General features: G+C 61.5%; 13 protein-coding genes. 6 read left to right on the top strand and 7 right to left on the bottom strand.

Annotated elements, in window-relative coordinates:
• Positions 1 to 84 precede the first annotated feature (84 nt).
• The 5 genes from bioD to bioB all read right to left on the bottom strand — a co-directional run bounded on the left by bioD (position 85) and on the right by bioB (position 4,681).
• Positions 85 to 765 carry a dethiobiotin synthase gene (gene bioD / locus ASG55_RS11635; protein ID WP_041476721.1) on the bottom strand — a complete coding sequence of 227 codons (681 nt, stop codon included), beginning with the start codon at positions 763 to 765 and terminating at the stop codon, positions 85 to 87.
• Complete coding sequence (bioC, locus tag ASG55_RS11630; RefSeq protein WP_056786874.1) at positions 762 to 1,571, bottom strand: malonyl-ACP O-methyltransferase BioC; 810 nt, start codon at positions 1,569 to 1,571, stop codon at positions 762 to 764. The genes bioD and bioC overlap by 4 nt, the downstream gene beginning before the upstream one ends.
• A complete protein-coding gene (locus ASG55_RS11625; RefSeq protein WP_056786618.1) occupies positions 1,564 to 2,295 on the bottom strand; it encodes an alpha/beta fold hydrolase in 732 nt (243 codons plus the stop codon). The genes bioC and ASG55_RS11625 overlap by 8 nt, the downstream gene beginning before the upstream one ends.
• Positions 2,288 to 3,466, bottom strand: a complete 1,179-nt coding sequence (bioF, locus tag ASG55_RS11620) for an 8-amino-7-oxononanoate synthase (RefSeq protein WP_056786612.1) — start codon at positions 3,464 to 3,466, stop codon at positions 2,288 to 2,290. Before bioF ends, ASG55_RS11625 begins: the two co-directional genes overlap by 8 nt.
• Positions 3,467 to 3,625: 159 nt before the next feature.
• Entirely contained in the window at positions 3,626 to 4,681 is a 1,056-nt protein-coding gene (bioB, locus tag ASG55_RS11615) for a biotin synthase BioB (RefSeq protein ID WP_056786610.1), read from the bottom strand.
• 91 nt (positions 4,682 to 4,772) lie between these two features.
• Here bioB and ASG55_RS11610 point away from each other — a divergent pair, with 91 nt between their 5' ends.
• The 5 genes from ASG55_RS11610 to rarD all read left to right on the top strand — a co-directional run bounded on the left by ASG55_RS11610 (position 4,773) and on the right by rarD (position 10,650).
• Positions 4,773 to 5,507, top strand: coding sequence for a ComF family protein (locus ASG55_RS11610; RefSeq protein ID WP_056786608.1), 735 nt, complete (start codon positions 4,773 to 4,775; stop codon positions 5,505 to 5,507).
• A gap of 186 nt (positions 5,508 to 5,693) precedes the next feature.
• Positions 5,694 to 6,458, top strand: a complete 765-nt coding sequence (locus ASG55_RS11605) for a TOBE domain-containing protein (RefSeq protein ID WP_056786606.1) — start codon at positions 5,694 to 5,696, stop codon at positions 6,456 to 6,458.
• 69 nt (positions 6,459 to 6,527) lie between these two features.
• Positions 6,528 to 8,429, top strand: a complete 1,902-nt coding sequence (locus ASG55_RS11600) for a PhoX family protein (protein ID WP_056786603.1) — start codon at positions 6,528 to 6,530, stop codon at positions 8,427 to 8,429.
• 164 nt (positions 8,430 to 8,593) lie between these two features.
• The gene (locus tag ASG55_RS11595; protein ID WP_056786600.1) at positions 8,594 to 9,568 is read left to right on the top strand and encodes a serine/threonine protein kinase; all 975 of its coding nucleotides are present in this window, start codon (positions 8,594 to 8,596) and stop codon (positions 9,566 to 9,568) included.
• Between the two features lie 194 nt (positions 9,569 to 9,762).
• The gene (gene rarD, locus ASG55_RS11590; RefSeq protein ID WP_041476730.1) at positions 9,763 to 10,650 is read left to right on the top strand and encodes an EamA family transporter RarD; all 888 of its coding nucleotides are present in this window, start codon (positions 9,763 to 9,765) and stop codon (positions 10,648 to 10,650) included.
• Between the two features lie 223 nt (positions 10,651 to 10,873).
• Here the strand turns inward: rarD and ASG55_RS11585 are convergent, their stop codons facing one another.
• On the bottom strand, positions 10,874 to 11,392 hold the full coding sequence (locus ASG55_RS11585; RefSeq protein ID WP_016772854.1) for a glycine cleavage system protein R: 519 nt from the start codon (positions 11,390 to 11,392) through the stop codon (positions 10,874 to 10,876).
• A gap of 640 nt (positions 11,393 to 12,032) precedes the next feature.
• On the opposite strand from ASG55_RS11585, the gene ASG55_RS11580 reads away from it, so the two are divergent.
• The gene (locus ASG55_RS11580) at positions 12,033 to 14,210 is read left to right on the top strand and encodes a malate synthase G (RefSeq protein ID WP_056786595.1); all 2,178 of its coding nucleotides are present in this window, start codon (positions 12,033 to 12,035) and stop codon (positions 14,208 to 14,210) included.
• Between the two features lie 263 nt (positions 14,211 to 14,473).
• Here ASG55_RS11580 and ASG55_RS11575 read toward each other — a convergent pair whose 3' ends face one another.
• A complete protein-coding gene (locus ASG55_RS11575) occupies positions 14,474 to 14,920 on the bottom strand; it encodes a response regulator (protein ID WP_016772851.1) in 447 nt (148 codons plus the stop codon).
• Positions 14,921 to 14,963 lie beyond the last annotated feature (43 nt).

Genomic DNA, 14,963 nt, shown 5'->3' with positions numbered 1-14,963 from the left:
TCAATGGTCGCCATTGAAGCAGACGCGCCGGCAAAACGCCCGTCAAAAACACTAATGGCACAGTGCCTGTTCATAGCGAGAAACTTAATCGAGCAAATCCAGTTGCAAATGCTCGGCCACCGCTTCGGCGCTCAACGCCTTGAGTTTCGGCACCCGGCCCAAGCACGGCGCGGGGATGCGCTCGGCCAGGGTCGCGAGGTTTTCCTCCAGCCGCGAAGTTTTCGGATCGATGATATTCGCCACCCACCCCGCCAATTGCAGACCATCGCGGGCAATCGCCTCGGCGGTCAGCAACGCATGACTGATGCACCCCAGCCTCACGCCCACCACCAGAATCACCGGCAGCTTCAGCGCAATCGCCAGGTCCGAGAGATTGTCCTGATCCGCCAACGGCACCCGCCAGCCGCCCGCGCCTTCGATCAGGGTGAAATCGGCGTTCATCGCCAGAATCCCGCGCATCGGCGCCAGCAGCGATTGCACCGTCAGCGCCACTCCTGCTTCGCGCGCCGCCAGATGCGGAGCGATCGCTGGCTCGAACGCCACCGGGTTGACCTGTTGATAAGTCAGCGGCAACGAACATTCGGCCAGCAGCGCCAGGGCGTCGGAATTGCGCAAGCCCTTGGGCGTGACGTCGCAACCCGATGCCACCGGTTTGCCCGCCGCCGTGCTCAAGCCTGCCGACCGCGCCGCATGGAGCAATCCGGCAGCAACGGTGGTTTTGCCGACATCGGTGTCGGTACCGGTGACGAAATAGGCTGCGCTCATAGAGGTTTCTCCAACACGGCGTATACCACCTGATACGTTGCCGGCAGCCCCGACGCCTGACGGAACCGCTCATACGCGTCGATCAGCCCGAGAATCCGCGCCCGTCCGGTCAAACCGCCCGGCCGCCCGGGATTCAGATTGTGTGCGCCCAACGCTTTCAGCTCATGAGTCAGGCTGCGCACATCCGGGTAATGCAACACGTGCGGCTGATTCTGGAGCGCCAAAATGCGCATGCCACTGCCGGCACATAAATGCTCATAGCGGGCGAAGGTGCGGAAGCGATTGACGTGCACCAGCCCGTCGACCTGCTGCCAACTCTCACGCAACTCGAACAGCGTCCCTGTACAGAGACTAGCAAACGCAAAAATCCCGCCCGGTTTAAGCACGCGCAAGGCTTCGCCGAGCACCGCCTCGAAGTCGGCGCACCACTGCACCGCGAGACTGGAGAAAATCAGATCGAAGCTAGCATCCTGCAACGGCAGCCTTTCGGCATCGCCAGCGATGAAATGCTCAGCGCCACCCAGCGGCCGTGCGTGATTGAGCATGCCCTCGGCGATGTCCAGCGCGACACCGCTGCCCTGGGTGAAACGCGAGGCCAGCGCGCGGGTGAAGTAGCCGGTGCCGCAACCGAGATCGAGCCAACGCGACGGCGTGAAGCTCGCCGGCAAGCGCCCGAGCAACTGTGTGCCGACGTCACGCTGAAACTCCGCGACACTGTCGTAACTGGCCGCAGCGCGGGAAAAAGACGCCGCCACCTGGCGCTTGTCGGGCAAGCCCTCAGGCAGCACAAGGGACAGATCAGTCATCAGCGCACTCATGTAGAAAAGCCTGGATCGCGCCCGCGACTCCATGCGGGTCTTCCAGCAGAAAAGCATGGCTGGCCTGTTCGATCAGACCAATTTCGATATCCGGCAAAAGCGCGAACAATGCGCCGGCCGCTTCCGCCGGTACCAGCGCGTCCTGCCCGCCGAACAGATGAAACTGCGGCCCGCGAAACGCCTGCAACGCCTGGCGTGTATCCAGTTGCGCAAGTAGCTCCAGACCCGCCATCAGCGCGGCCGGCGCGGTTGCCGGCGCGCCACCGAGCAGCAAGCACGACAAGCCACGCGGGTCTGGTGAACCTTGCGCACATAGCAGAGCGAAGCGCTTGAGCGTGGTACGCGGGTCGGCCTGACAACCGGCAAGAAACGCATCGAAGGTCTCGCCAGGCATCGCGCTCGGCCACTGCTCATGGGCGACAAACGCAGGGTTGCTCGCCAGCGTCAGCAGCCCGCAGCACGCCTCGCCGCGTCGTGCCGCCAACTCAGACGCGAGCATGCCGCCCAGCGACCAGCCACCAAGCCAGACTTCCTGCGGAATGCGCGCATCGAGTTCGTCGAGCCAGTCTTCAAGGTCAGCGGAGTCCAGCTCCGGCAGCGGTTCGATCTCGACTTGCAGATGTTCGTCGAGGCCGCGCAATGCTGCGGCCAGCGGTTCCAGCGGCGACACGCCGAGGCCCCAGCCGGGCAGCAGGATCAGACGATTACGCATGGCTTGGCTCCAACGACAATCGGGCGAAACAATCTGCCAACCCTTCCAGCAACTGTTGCACCTGTGCCTCGCTGTGGGCGGCGGTCAGAGTGACGCGCAACCGCGCGCTGCCGGCCGGCACGGTCGGTGGGCGAATTGCGGTCACCATCAAGCCGCGCTCGCGGAGCATTTGCGACAGCCGCACCGCGCGGCCGGCATCGCCGATCATGATCGGCTGGATCGGCGTGAAGCTGTCCATCAGCTCCAGCCCGATCTGCTCGGCGCCGTGGCGGAACTGGCGGACCAGTGTCTGCAAATGCTCACGGCGCCAGTGTTCACTGCGCAACAGCTCGAGGCTTTTCAGCGTCGCGCAGGCCAGCGCCGGCGGTTGGCTGGTGGTGTAGATATACGGGCGGGCGAACTGGATCAGGCTTTCGATCAACTCTTCGCTGCCAGCGACAAAGGCCCCGGCGGTGCCGAAGGCTTTGCCGAGCGTGCCGACCAGCACCGGGACGTCGTCCTGACTCAAGCCGTAATGCTCGACGATGCCGCCACCGTTGGCGCCCAATGGGCCGAAGCCGTGGGCATCGTCGACCATCAGCCACGCGCCTTTGGCCTTGGCCGCGCGGGCCAGCGCCGGCAGGTCGGCGATGTCACCGTCCATGCTGAATACGCCATCGGTCACCACCAGCGTGTTGCCGGTGGCTTTCTCCAGGCGTTTGCCCAGGCTTTCGGCGTCGTTGTGCAGATAGCGATTGAAACGCGCGCCGGACAACAGGCCCGCGTCCAGCAACGAAGCGTGATTGAGCCGGTCTTCGAGCACCGTATCGCCCTGCCCGACCAGCGCGGTGACCGCGCCGAGGTTGGCCATGTAGCCGGTGGTGAACAGCAGTGCACGTGGGCGCCCGGTCAGATCGGCGAGTGCTTCTTCCAGCGCGTGATGCGGGCTGCTGTGGCCGATCACCAGATGCGACGCCCCACCGCCGACACCCCAGCGCTCGGCCCCCACGCGCCAGGCTTCGATCACCTGCGGATGATTGGCCAGGCCCAGATAGTCGTTGTTGCAGAAAGCGAGCAACGGTTGGCCGTCCACCACCACTTCCGGCCCTTGCGGCGAGTCGAGCAGCGGACGCTGGCGGTAGAGGTTGTCGGCACGGCGGGCAGCAAGGCGTGCGGCGAGATCGAATGACATGCAGGCCTCGATTTTCAAATGACACAGATCCCCTGTGGGAGCGAGCCTGCTCGCGAATGGGCGTCACATCCAAGATGGATATTCGCGGCCAAACCGCTTTCGCGAGCAGGCTCGCTCCCACAGGGGTTTTGCATTCCTTCAGCGCAATCCGTGCAGCTTTTAGATGGCAGCGTTATAGAACTGCTCGCTGCTCTTCTGCTCCACCAGCGCCTGCTCGATCGCCGCTTGGTGCACTTCATCCGCGTGCTCTTCGCGAGCCTCCGGCTGGATACCGAGGCGCGCGAACAGCTGCATGTCCTTGTCCGCCTGCGGGTTGGCGGTGGTGAGCAATTTGTCGCCGTAGAAAATCGAGTTGGCGCCGGCGAAAAATGCCAGGGCCTGCATCTGCTCGTTCATCGCTTCGCGACCGGCGGACAGGCGCACGTGGGATTGCGGCATGAGGATGCGCGCGACGGCGAGCATGCGGATGAAGTCGAACGGGTCGATGTCTTCGGCGTTTTCCAGCGGCGTGCCGGCGACTTTCACCAGCATGTTGATTGGCACCGATTCCGGGTGCTCCGGCAGGTTGGCCAACTGGATCAGCAGATTGGCGCGATCGTCCAGCGATTCGCCCATGCCGAGAATGCCGCCGGAGCAGATTTTCATTCCCGACTCGCGTACATAGGCCAGCGTCTGCAGACGTTCGCTGTAAGTACGGGTGGTGATGATGCTGCCGTAGAACTCCGGCGAGGTGTCGAGGTTGTGGTTGTAGTAATCGAGACCGGCCTTGGCCAGCGCTTCAGTCTGCTCCTGATCGAGACGGCCGAGGGTCATGCAGGTTTCCAGGCCCAAGGCTTTCACCCCTTCAACCATCTTCAACACATACGGCATGTCTTTGGCCGACGGATGTTTCCACGCCGCGCCCATGCAGAATCGCGTCGAACCGATGGCTTTGGCGCGGGCCGCTTCTTCGAGGACCTTCTGCACTTCCATCAGTTTTTCTTTTTCCAGACCGGTGTTGTAGTGCCCGGACTGCGGGCAGTACTTGCAGTCTTCCGGGCAGGCGCCGGTCTTGATCGACAGCAGTGTCGAGACCTGCACGCGGTTGGCGTTGAAATGCGCGCGGTGCACCGTTTGCGCCTGGAACAGCAAGTCGTTGAATGGCTGTACGAAGAGTGCTTTGACTTCGGCCAGAGACCAATCGTGACGCAGGGTGGCGGTGGTGCTCGCGCTCATGGGCAATTCCTTGGTTATGCTTGGCTGGCGCTGGGGGAAACGGAATACCCACAGCCGCTACACGGATGTTCGGCATATTTAAGGAAGAGCGATGCGCTGTCAACCGCAATACCAAGGACAGGTTTACATCTGTTTAAAAAACGTACAGGCCTGTTTGCTGTGCGATGAGCCCGCAGAAGCACAAATGCCAATGTGCGAGGCCTGCGAAACCGAATTGCCTTGGCTCGGCAGTCATTGTCAGAGCTGCGCTTTGCCACTGGCGGCGGATGGCCTGACTTGCGGCGAGTGCCTGCTAGAGCCTCCGGCCTTCGAGCAGGTCGCCGTGCCCTGGGTTTATGGCTTCCCCGTGGACAGTCTGATTACACACTTTAAACACAACGCGAAATGGCCGTTTGGCCACCTGCTCGCCGACGTTCTCGGCCAATACCTGCAGCATCGCTTCGCCGAGGACTTGCCGCGACCCGATGTGTTGCTACCGGTGCCGCTGGCGAATAAACGACTACGTCGGCGAGGATTCAATCAAGCGGCGATGCTCGCGCGCTGGTTGAGTGTTTCGCTGGACTTGCCGTGCGAAGAACAGCTGCTGCGGCGAGTCATCGACACCGACGCCCAACAGGATCTCGATGCCAAGGCGCGCAAACGCAATTTGCGCAATGCCTTTGCGCTGGTGCCTGATGCGCAGGTCAGTGGCCGCCATTTCGCGCTGGTGGACGACGTCCTGACTACTGGAGCAACCGCTCAGGCATTGGCGCGGTTGCTGATGAATGCAGGTGCGGCGCGGGTTGATGTGTATTGCCTGGCCCGTACGCCGAAGCCCGGTACCTGAAGCGAATACAGATATCGTGTGGGAGCGAGCCTGCTCGCGAATGGGCATCACATTCAACAAAGCTGTTGTTGGTCAAACCGCTTTCGCGAGCAGGCTCGCTCCCACAGGGGGCTTTGCGTCAGGCTTGACTCATGCGTTGCAAGTGGCCAACGTCCATTTCATCGCCCGAGCCAGAAGCGTTCTGCCATGTCCCTGCCCACCCTGCTGTCCCAGCACATCGTCCGCCGCCCGCAGCGCATTGCCCTGCTGCAACACATCGCCGAGCAAGGCTCGATCACCCGTGCGGCGAAGAGCGCGGGGCTCAGTTACAAGGCGGCATGGGATGCGATCGATGAGTTGAACAACCTGGCGCAGAAACCCTTGGTCGAGCGCGTGGTGGGCGGCAAGGGTGGTGGCGGCGCCAGACTGTCCAGCGAGGGCGAGCGAGTGCTGCGCCTGTATCAGAAATTGCAGGCGTTGCAGGCGCAGGTGCTGGAAGCGGCGGAAGACGCCAGCGATCTCGACCTGCTCGGGCGCCTGATGCTCAGGACCAGCGCGCGCAATCAGCTGCATGGCACGGTGGCAGCGATTCAGACGCAGGGGCGCAATGATCTGATCCACCTCGAACTGGCCGAAGGCATTGCTCTGGAGGCGCAGATCACCCACGACAGCACCGTGCATCTGGAATTGCAGATCGGTACCGAAGTGATGGCGCTGATCAAGGCTGGCTGGCTTGAGTTGCTCGGCGCCGATCAGTCGGCAACGCCCGGACACAATGTCCTGCGCGGCACCATCGAAGCGATCCTCGATGCCGAGGACGGACCCAGCGAAGTGCGCATTTCCCTGCCCAACGGCCAGACACTTTGCGCCTTGGCCGAACCGCTGCACTTGCGCAGCCACGGGCTGGACGTCGGCAATTCGGTGCAGGTGCAATGCGCGCCGTCCAACGTGCTGATCGGCACGCCGCTCTGATTTGTCTTGCCACAAAAGCGTCATCGACCCGCATTAAGGTGTTGCCCATAACCAAGCAGGGAGCCTGATGTGAGCCTATTAGAAGAAAACCAATCCACTGATCTGGAAAAAATGGTCGGCCTCAGCCGTCGCGGTTTCATCAGCGCCGGTGCCTTGTGCGGCGCGGCGATGTTCCTCGGCGGCAACTTGCTGAGCCGCAGCGTCATGGCCGCCAGTGTCAGCGCCGGCAACAGCCGCCTGCTCGGTTTCGAAAGCATCCCGGCAGCGACCACCGACGCCATCAGCCTGCCCAAGGGCTACAAGTCTTCGGTGCTGATCAGTTGGGGCCAGCCGCTGCACAAGAACGGCCCGGCCTTCGATCCGAGCGGTAACGGCACCGCTGCTGCGCAGGAAGTGCAGTTCGGCGACAACAACGACGGCATGAGCCTGTTCGCCTTCCCGGACGACAAGAACCGCGCGCTGATGGCGATCAACAACGAATACACCAACTACCGCTACCTGTATCCGCATGGCGGCATGCCGCAGTCGGCTGAGGATGTGCGCAAGGCATTGGCCTGCGAAGGCGTGTCGGTGATCGAAGTGCAGCGCAAGAACGGCCAGTGGCAATTCGTCCAGGGCTCGCGCTACAACCGCCGCATCCACGGCAACTCGCCGCTGCGCATCAGCGGTCCGGCCCGCGGCCACGACTTGATGAAAACCGCCGCCGACAAGCACGGCAAAAAAGTCCTCGGCACCTTCCAGAACTGCGCCAACGGCAAGACACCTTGGGGCACCTACCTGACCTGCGAAGAAAACTTCACCGACTGCTTCGGCAGCAGCAACGCCCAGCAGCAATTCGATGCCGCGCAAAAGCGCTACGGCGTTGTCGCCAGCAGCAAGGACATCAACTGGCACCCGCACGACCCGCGCTTCGACATGGCCAAGAACCCCAACGAGCTCAACCGTCACGGCTGGGTGGTCGAGATCGACCCATTCGATCCGCAATCGACTCCGGTCAAACGCACCGCGCTGGGCCGCTTCAAGCATGAAAACGCCGCACTCGCCGAGACCGACGATGGTCGCGCTGTGGTGTACATGGGCGACGACGAACGTGGCGAGTTCATCTACAAATTCGTCAGCCGCGACCGCATCAACCATCGCAATCAGAAAGCCAACCGCGACATCCTCGATCACGGCACGTTGTATGTAGCCAAATTCGATGCTGGCGACGGCAACCCTGATCACCCGAAAGGCCGGGGCCAGTGGATCGAACTGACCCACGGCAAGAACGGCATCGACGCCAGCAGCGGGTTTGCCGATCAGGCGGAAGTGCTGATCCACGCGCGCCTTGCCGCCAGTGTGGTTGGCGCAACACGCATGGACCGCCCGGAATGGATCGTCGTCAGCCCCAAGGACGGCCAGGTTTATTGCACCCTGACCAACAACGCCAAACGTGGCGAAGACGGTCAACCGGTGGGCGGGCCGAACCCGCGCGAGAAGAACGTCTATGGGCAGATTCTGCGCTGGCGCACCGACCGCGATGACCATGCCTCGAAGACATTCGCTTGGGATCTGTTTGTGGTCGCCGGCAACCCGGGCATGCATGCCGGGACGCCGAAGGGTGGCTCATCGAACATCACCCCGCAGAACATGTTCAACAGCCCCGACGGTCTGGGGTTCGACAAGGCCGGACGCCTGTGGATTCTCACTGACGGCGATTCGAGCAACGCTGGCGACTTCGCCGGGATGGGCAACAACCAGATGCTCTGCGCCGATCCTGCGACCGGTGAGATTCGCCGTTTCATGGTCGGGCCGGTGGGTTGTGAAGTGACCGGAATCAGCTTCTCGCCGGATCAGAAAACCCTGTTTGTCGGCATCCAGCATCCGGGCGAAAACGGTGGTTCGACCTTCCCCGAGCACCTGCCCAACGGCAAGCCAAGGTCTTCGGTGATGGCGATTACTCGCGAGGATGGTGGGATCGTCGGCGCCTGATAAACCCTCATCGCTGGCAAGCCAGCTCCCACAGGTCTTGCGCAAAACCTGTGGGAGCTGGCTTGCCAGCGATGGCATCAGCAATGACACCAACCACCCCCCCACTGCCATCTGCGCTACCATGCCGAGCCGGACGCAGCAGCCTGCTGCGCGCAGGAGTCAGCATGGCCCACCCGTTTGAAACCCTCACCCCCGATCTCGTCCTGGATGCCGTTGAAAGCATCGGTTTCCTCAGCGACGCGCGCATTCTGGCGCTCAACAGCTACGAAAACCGTGTGTATCAGGTCGGTATCGAAGACTCCGAGCCGCTGATTGCCAAGTTCTATCGTCCGCAGCGCTGGACCAACGAGGCCATCCTCGAAGAGCACCAGTTCACTTTCGAACTGGCCGACATCGACATTCCGGTGGTAGCGCCGCTGATCCATAACGGTGAAACCCTGCATGAGCACGCCGGTTTCCGCTTCACCCTGTTCCCGCGCCGTGGGGGCCGCGCGCCGGAGCCGGGCAACCTTGATCAGCTGTATCGCCTCGGCCAGTTGCTCGGGCGCATGCATGCGGTGGGCGGTACCAAGCCGTTCAAGCACCGCGAAGCCCTCGCGGTGCAAAACTTCGGCCATGCCTCGCTGAACACCCTGCTTGAGGGCAATTTCATTCCCAAGAGCCTGCTGCCGGCGTACGAGTCGGTTGCCCGCGACCTGCTCAAACGCGTCGAAGATGTCTACGCCGCCACGCCGCACCAGAACATCCGCATGCACGGCGACTGCCACCCCGGCAACATGATGTGCCGCGACGAGATGTTCCACATCGTCGACCTCGACGATTGCCGCATGGGCCCGGCGGTGCAGGACATCTGGATGATGCTTGCCGGCGATCGCCAGGAGTGTCTGGGGCAGTTGTCGGAATTGATGGACGGCTACAACGAATTCCATGATTTCGACCCGCGCGAACTGGCACTGATCGAACCGTTGCGCGCCCTGCGCCTGATGCACTACAGCGCCTGGCTGGCGCGGCGCTGGGACGACCCGGCATTCCCGCACAGCTTTCCGTGGTTTGGCACGGAGCGGTATTGGGGCGACCAGGTGCTGGCGTTGCGTGAGCAGCTGGCGGCACTGAATGAAGAGCCGCTGAAACTCTTCTGATTCAAACCTGAACCCTGTGGGAGCGAGCCTGCTCGCGATAGCGGACGGACATTCAACTTTGATGTTGGCTGACCCGACGCTATCGCGAGCAGGCTCACTCCTACATTTGTCCGGTGTTCACAAATTCACAACTCACTTGCAGACAAATCTCCTTACAATCCCTCCTTTGTCAGCTGCCTGAGCAAGGATTCTGCATGCAAGCCGCCAACCCGCGTCGCGGGTACATTCTGGGCCTGAGCGCCTACATCATCTGGGGCCTGTTCCCGATCTATTTCAAAGCCATCGCTGAAGTCCCGGCCGTCGAGATCATCATCCATCGGGTGCTGTGGTCGGCGTTGTTCGGTGCATTGCTGCTGATGGTATGGAAACACCCGGGCTGGCTGCGCGAGCTGCTCGACAATCCAAAACGCCTGGCGATTCTGGCCCTGAGCGGCACGCTGATCGCGGCCAACTGGCTGACTTATGTCTGGTCGGTGAACAACGGCCGCATGCTCGAGGCGAGTCTGGGTTACTACATCAATCCGCTGGTCAACGTGCTGTTGGGCATGGTGATCCTTGGCGAACGGCTGCGGCGCATGCAGTGGGTCGCGGTCGGTCTCGCTGCCATCGGCGTGGCGCAGCAGGTGTGGCAGGTCGGCAGCTTGCCGTGGGTGTCGCTGGCGCTGGCGCTGACCTTCGGTTTCTACGGCCTGATCCGCAAGCAGGCGCCGGTCAAGGCGTTGCCGGGGCTGGTGGTGGAAACCTGGATGCTGGTGCCGATCGCGATTGCATGGTTGCTGTTCAATCAGACTGCCACGAGTGTGCAGCCGGCCTTCTGGACCACCTCCGAAGCCTGGTGGCTCGTGGCTGCCGGCCCGGTGACGCTGGTGCCATTGGTGTGTTTCAACGCCGCCACCCGCCACTTGCCCTACACCACCATCGGCTTCCTGCAATACATCGCGCCGACGCTGGTGTTGCTGCAAGCCGTGCTGCTATTTGGCGAGCATTTGTCGTCCAGCACGCTGGTCGCGTTCATGTTTATCTGGGCCGGTCTGGCGGTCTACAGCGTTGATGCGTGGATAAGTTTGCGCCGACGGGCCTGATCAAAAAACGCACAAAGCTCCGCAGGCCACGGTTCTCGTGGCCTGCATCGTTCCTTCCCAAGCTTATCCACAGCGTGATCCCCGCCGTTTGTGCGCAAGTCACTGAATGTTGGCGGTTTTTTGATCAACGGGCGCAAAGCCACGGCCGGCGTGGCGTGGCGGTCTGTCTCTACAGGTTATCCACAGGCAGGTGCACGTTAAACCTGAATAACCCTGTGAACGTTTAAACCTCTGTGCGTAACACCAGTTCGACCATCAGATCATCGGCCAGGGTTTCCAGGCGCGCCTGCAACACATCCAGCGACAGCGTCAGTGGTACCGCGAGAATCGCCTCGGCGTGGAACAGCGGCTCGCTGCTCATCGGCGCCGGGCGCACTTCAGTTACCAGTCGCTCCAGGTTCACGCCCTGCTCGCTCAACAGGCGAGTGATATCACGAACGATACCCGGTCGGTCATTGCCGACCAGTTCCATGGCGATCGGTTTCCACGTGCAGGACTGCTCCACTCCGCTTTCGGCAATCAATACCCGAATGCCATGGGCCGACAGCGCTTGCAGGGCATCGACCAGTTCGTCGTAAGCCTCCGCCGGCACGCCCACGCGCAGAATCCCGGCGAACTGCCCGGCCATGCGTGACATGCGGCTTTCCAGCCAGTTGCCGCCGTGCTCGGCAATGCATTGGGCGATGCGCTCGACCTGCCCGGGCTTGTCCGGGGCGAAAACGGTGAGTACGAGATGGTCCATGGCGCAGCCCTCTTGTCATGACTTTTGTTATCGAAGGGCAAGTATAGGCAAGCGGCTTGATTCAGCCTGACCCAGTGCTGGCAGATGATGACCTGTGGCGAGGGGATTTATCCCCGTCCGGCTGCGCAGCAGTCGTGAGTCCTGCCAGTTGGGTCTGCCAGCCGGACCGCAGGGGGCGGCTTCGCCACCCAAACGGGGATAAATCCCCTCGCCACAGATTCGCTCATCGCAAAGGGGGAGACGCCAAATCGCGCCATAGCAGTCAAACAGTAATTATGTGTACAACTTTCGATATTTAGCTGGAACAATCCAATGCTTTTTTGAGAACATCCCGTTCCGCGACGTGACCGCAATGCGTCATGAGGTCGCAGAACGACGTAATTAGTCTGATTTTCACAAGCGCAACTCATCATGTAGTATGCCGCAGCGCGCACTACATAACGCTGGATCGATGTCTGCCCAAGGCCCTTCGCAACCCTGAAAGCCCCGTCAGCAAGGCCTCCAAGCCGTTGATTGGTCCTAGCCCAGCCGCCAGCAATGGCATGTACTGGTCGGCAGGTTTGTGGTTTAAATGGCCGGAAGCTTCATTTTTAAATTGACGAGCTGAAAAGCGAAATAGCTGAGCAGAGTGAGGCAAGCAATGACTGAACACGTTCAAGTCGGTGGCCTGCAGGTCGCCAAAGTCCTGTTCGACTTCGTGAACAACGAAGCCATTCCCGGTACCGGCCTCACCGCCGAACAATTCTGGGAAGGTGCCGACAAGGTCATTCATGACCTGGCGCCGAAGAACAAAGCCCTACTCGCCAAACGCGATGACTTCCAGGCGCGCATCGATGCCTGGCATCAGCAGCATGCCGGCCAGGCGCACGATGCCGTGGCCTACAAAGCTTTCCTGCAAGAGATCGGTTATCTGCTGCCAGAAGCGGCTGATTTCCAGGCGACGACGCAAAACGTCGACGATGAAATCGCCCGCACCGCCGGCCCGCAACTGGTCGTGCCGGTGATGAATGCGCGCTTCGCGCTCAACGCCTCGAACGCCCGCTGGGGTTCGCTGTACGACGCTCTCTACGGCACCGACGCGATCAGCGAAGACGGTGGCGCGGAAAAAGGCAAAGGCTACAACAAGGTGCGTGGCGACAAAGTCATCGCCTTCGCCCGCGCCTTCCTCGACGAAGCCGCGCCATTGGCCGCAGGCTCCCACGTCGATTCGACCGGCTACAGGATCGCTGACGGCAAACTGGTCGTGACGCTCAAGGGCGGCAGCAACAGCGGCCTGCGCGATGACGCTCAGTTGATCGGTTTCCAGGGTGACGCCAACGCGCCGATCGCCGTTCTGCTCAAGCACAACGGCCTGCACTTCGAAATCCAGATCGATGCCAGCACTCCGGTCGGCCAGACCGATGCCGCCGGCGTCAAAGACATCCTCATGGAAGCGGCGCTGACCACGATCATGGACTGCGAAGACTCCGTGGCCGCCGTCGATGCCGACGACAAAGTGGTGATCTACCGCAACTGGCTCGGCCTGATGAAGGGCGACCTCGCGGAATCCGTGTCCAAGGGCGGCCAGACCTTCACCCGCACCATGAACCCGGATCGCACCTACACCGCGCCCAATGGCGGTGAAGTGACCCTGCACGGTCGTTCGCTGTTGTTCGTGCGCAACGTCGGCCATCTGATGACCATCGATGCGATCCTCGACAGCCAAGGCAACGAAGTACCGGAAGGTATCCTCGATGGTCTGGTGACCTGTCTGGCGGCAATGCACAACCTCAACGGCAACACTTCGCGGCGCAACACCCGCACCGGTTCGGTGTACATCGTCAAACCGAAAATGCACGGCCCGGAAGAAGCGGCGTTCACCAACGAGCTGTTCGGGCGTATCGAAGATGTCCTGCGCTTGCCGCGCAATACCCTGAAAGTCGGGATCATGGACGAGGAGCGCCGCACCACGGTCAACCTCAAGGCTTGCATCAAGGCCGCCAGCGAGCGCGTGGTGTTCATCAACACCGGTTTCCTCGACCGCACCGGCGACGAAATCCACACCTCCATGGAGGCCGGCCCAGTGGTGCGTAAGGCTGACATGAAGGCCGAGAAGTGGATCGGCGCCTACGAGAACTGGAACGTCGACATCGGTCTGAGCACCGGCCTGCAAGGTCGTGCGCAAATCGGTAAAGGCATGTGGGCGATGCCGGATCTGATGGCAGCGATGCTCGAGCAGAAAATCGCTCACCCTCTGGCCGGCGCCAACACTGCCTGGGTGCCATCGCCGACTGCCGCTGCGCTGCACGCGCTGCACTACCACAAGGTTGACGTGTTTGCGCGTCAGGCCGAACTGGCCAAACGTGCGCGCGCCTCGGTGGACGATATCCTCACCATTCCACTGGCAGTGAACCCAAGCTGGACGCCAGAGCAGATCAAGAACGAACTGGACAACAATGCCCAGGGCATTCTCGGTTACGTGGTGCGCTGGATCGACCAAGGTGTCGGTTGCTCCAAAGTCCCGGATATCAACGACGTTGGCCTGATGGAAGACCGTGCGACGCTGCGTATCTCCAGCCAGCACATCGCCAACTGGCTGCGCCACGGTATCGTCAGCCAAGAGCAAGTGATGGAAAGCCTCAAGCGCATGGCGCCGGTGGTCGACCGTCAGAACGCCAACGACCCGCTGTATCGCCCGCTGGCACCGGACTTCGACAGCAACATCGCCTTCCAGGCGGCAGTCGAACTGGTGATCGAAGGCACCAAGCAACCGAACGGCTACACCGAGCCGGTGCTGCACCGTCGTCGTCGCGAGTTCAAGGCCGCGAATGGTCTGTAATTTGCGCTGACGCTGGAAGTGAAAAAGGCCCTGATCGAGAGATCAGGGCCTTTTTGTTTGTGAGGTGGGTTGGATTGTTGTGGTGGGCTTGAGATCCATCCCCCTCACCCCAGCCCTCTCCCCCAAGGGGTAGAGGGGAAAGGGAGCAGATTGGGGAAGTTTCAATTCCTGAGTTCGACTCATGAAATTCAGGTCGGTGTACCTCCAACATTCACCGCGGTCAGTCCCCTCTCCCTCTGGGAGAGGGTTAGGGTGAGGGGCTTCTAGGGCTCGATGCCCAATTCATGTTTCACCAACTCAAGCAACTTCCCCGTATCAATCGGCTTGAGCAGAAAATCCACCACGCTCAAATGCATCGCTTCGATCGCGTCTTTCACGTCGGCATCGCCGGAGACGATGATGATCGGCATCGCTGCCCGTACCGATTCACGCACCTGGCGAATCAGCTCGAGGCCGTCGACATTGCCCATGCGCAGGTCGGTAATCACCAGACCGATCGAAGGCTTTTCATCGAGCATTTTCAGCGCGGTTTCACCGCTGGCTGCGGTCATGCAGCGAATGCCGTCCAGCGCGAGTATCTCCGACAACAACTCGCGGGCGTCCTTGTCGTCGTCGACGATCAGGACACGCTGCGGCGGCAGATCGGGTTCGAGCATGACTGCGCTGAGCGCTTCTCGCTCGGCGTCGCTCAAAATATCGTGGTCGGACATGGCGCTCTCTAAATGTTCAAACAATCCCTGGCAAGTCGTCAGA

Origin of the sequence: Pseudomonas sp. Leaf434 (assembly GCF_001425545.1) — a bacterium.
Taxonomy (GTDB): domain Bacteria; phylum Pseudomonadota; class Gammaproteobacteria; order Pseudomonadales; family Pseudomonadaceae; genus Aquipseudomonas; species Aquipseudomonas siliginis.
Note: the sequence above shows the minus strand (reverse complement) of the source record. Positions and strands in the feature narration are given on the sequence as shown.

What these genes read in the sequence shown, in the direction of transcription:
- bioD (WP_041476721.1), bottom strand. Translation starts at nt 765, where the DNA reads ATGAGCGCAGCCTATTTCGTCACCGGTACCGACACCGATGTCGGCAAA.
- bioC (WP_056786874.1), bottom strand. Translation starts at nt 1,571, where the DNA reads ATGACTGATCTGTCCCTTGTGCTGCCTGAGGGCTTGCCCGACAAGCGC.
- ASG55_RS11625 (WP_056786618.1), bottom strand. Translation starts at nt 2,295, where the DNA reads ATGCGTAATCGTCTGATCCTGCTGCCCGGCTGGGGCCTCGGCGTGTCG.
- bioF (WP_056786612.1), bottom strand. Translation starts at nt 3,466, where the DNA reads ATGTCATTCGATCTCGCCGCACGCCTTGCTGCCCGCCGTGCCGACAAC.
- bioB (WP_056786610.1), bottom strand. Translation starts at nt 4,681, where the DNA reads ATGAGCGCGAGCACCACCGCCACCCTGCGTCACGATTGGTCTCTGGCC.
- ASG55_RS11610 (WP_056786608.1), top strand. Translation starts at nt 4,773, where the DNA reads ATGCGCTGTCAACCGCAATACCAAGGACAGGTTTACATCTGTTTAAAA.
- ASG55_RS11605 (WP_056786606.1), top strand. Translation starts at nt 5,694, where the DNA reads ATGTCCCTGCCCACCCTGCTGTCCCAGCACATCGTCCGCCGCCCGCAG.
- ASG55_RS11595 (WP_056786600.1), top strand. Translation starts at nt 8,594, where the DNA reads ATGGCCCACCCGTTTGAAACCCTCACCCCCGATCTCGTCCTGGATGCC.
- rarD (WP_041476730.1), top strand. Translation starts at nt 9,763, where the DNA reads ATGCAAGCCGCCAACCCGCGTCGCGGGTACATTCTGGGCCTGAGCGCC.
- ASG55_RS11585 (WP_016772854.1), bottom strand. Translation starts at nt 11,392, where the DNA reads ATGGACCATCTCGTACTCACCGTTTTCGCCCCGGACAAGCCCGGGCAG.
- ASG55_RS11580 (WP_056786595.1), top strand. Translation starts at nt 12,033, where the DNA reads ATGACTGAACACGTTCAAGTCGGTGGCCTGCAGGTCGCCAAAGTCCTG.
- ASG55_RS11575 (WP_016772851.1), bottom strand. Translation starts at nt 14,920, where the DNA reads ATGTCCGACCACGATATTTTGAGCGACGCCGAGCGAGAAGCGCTCAGC.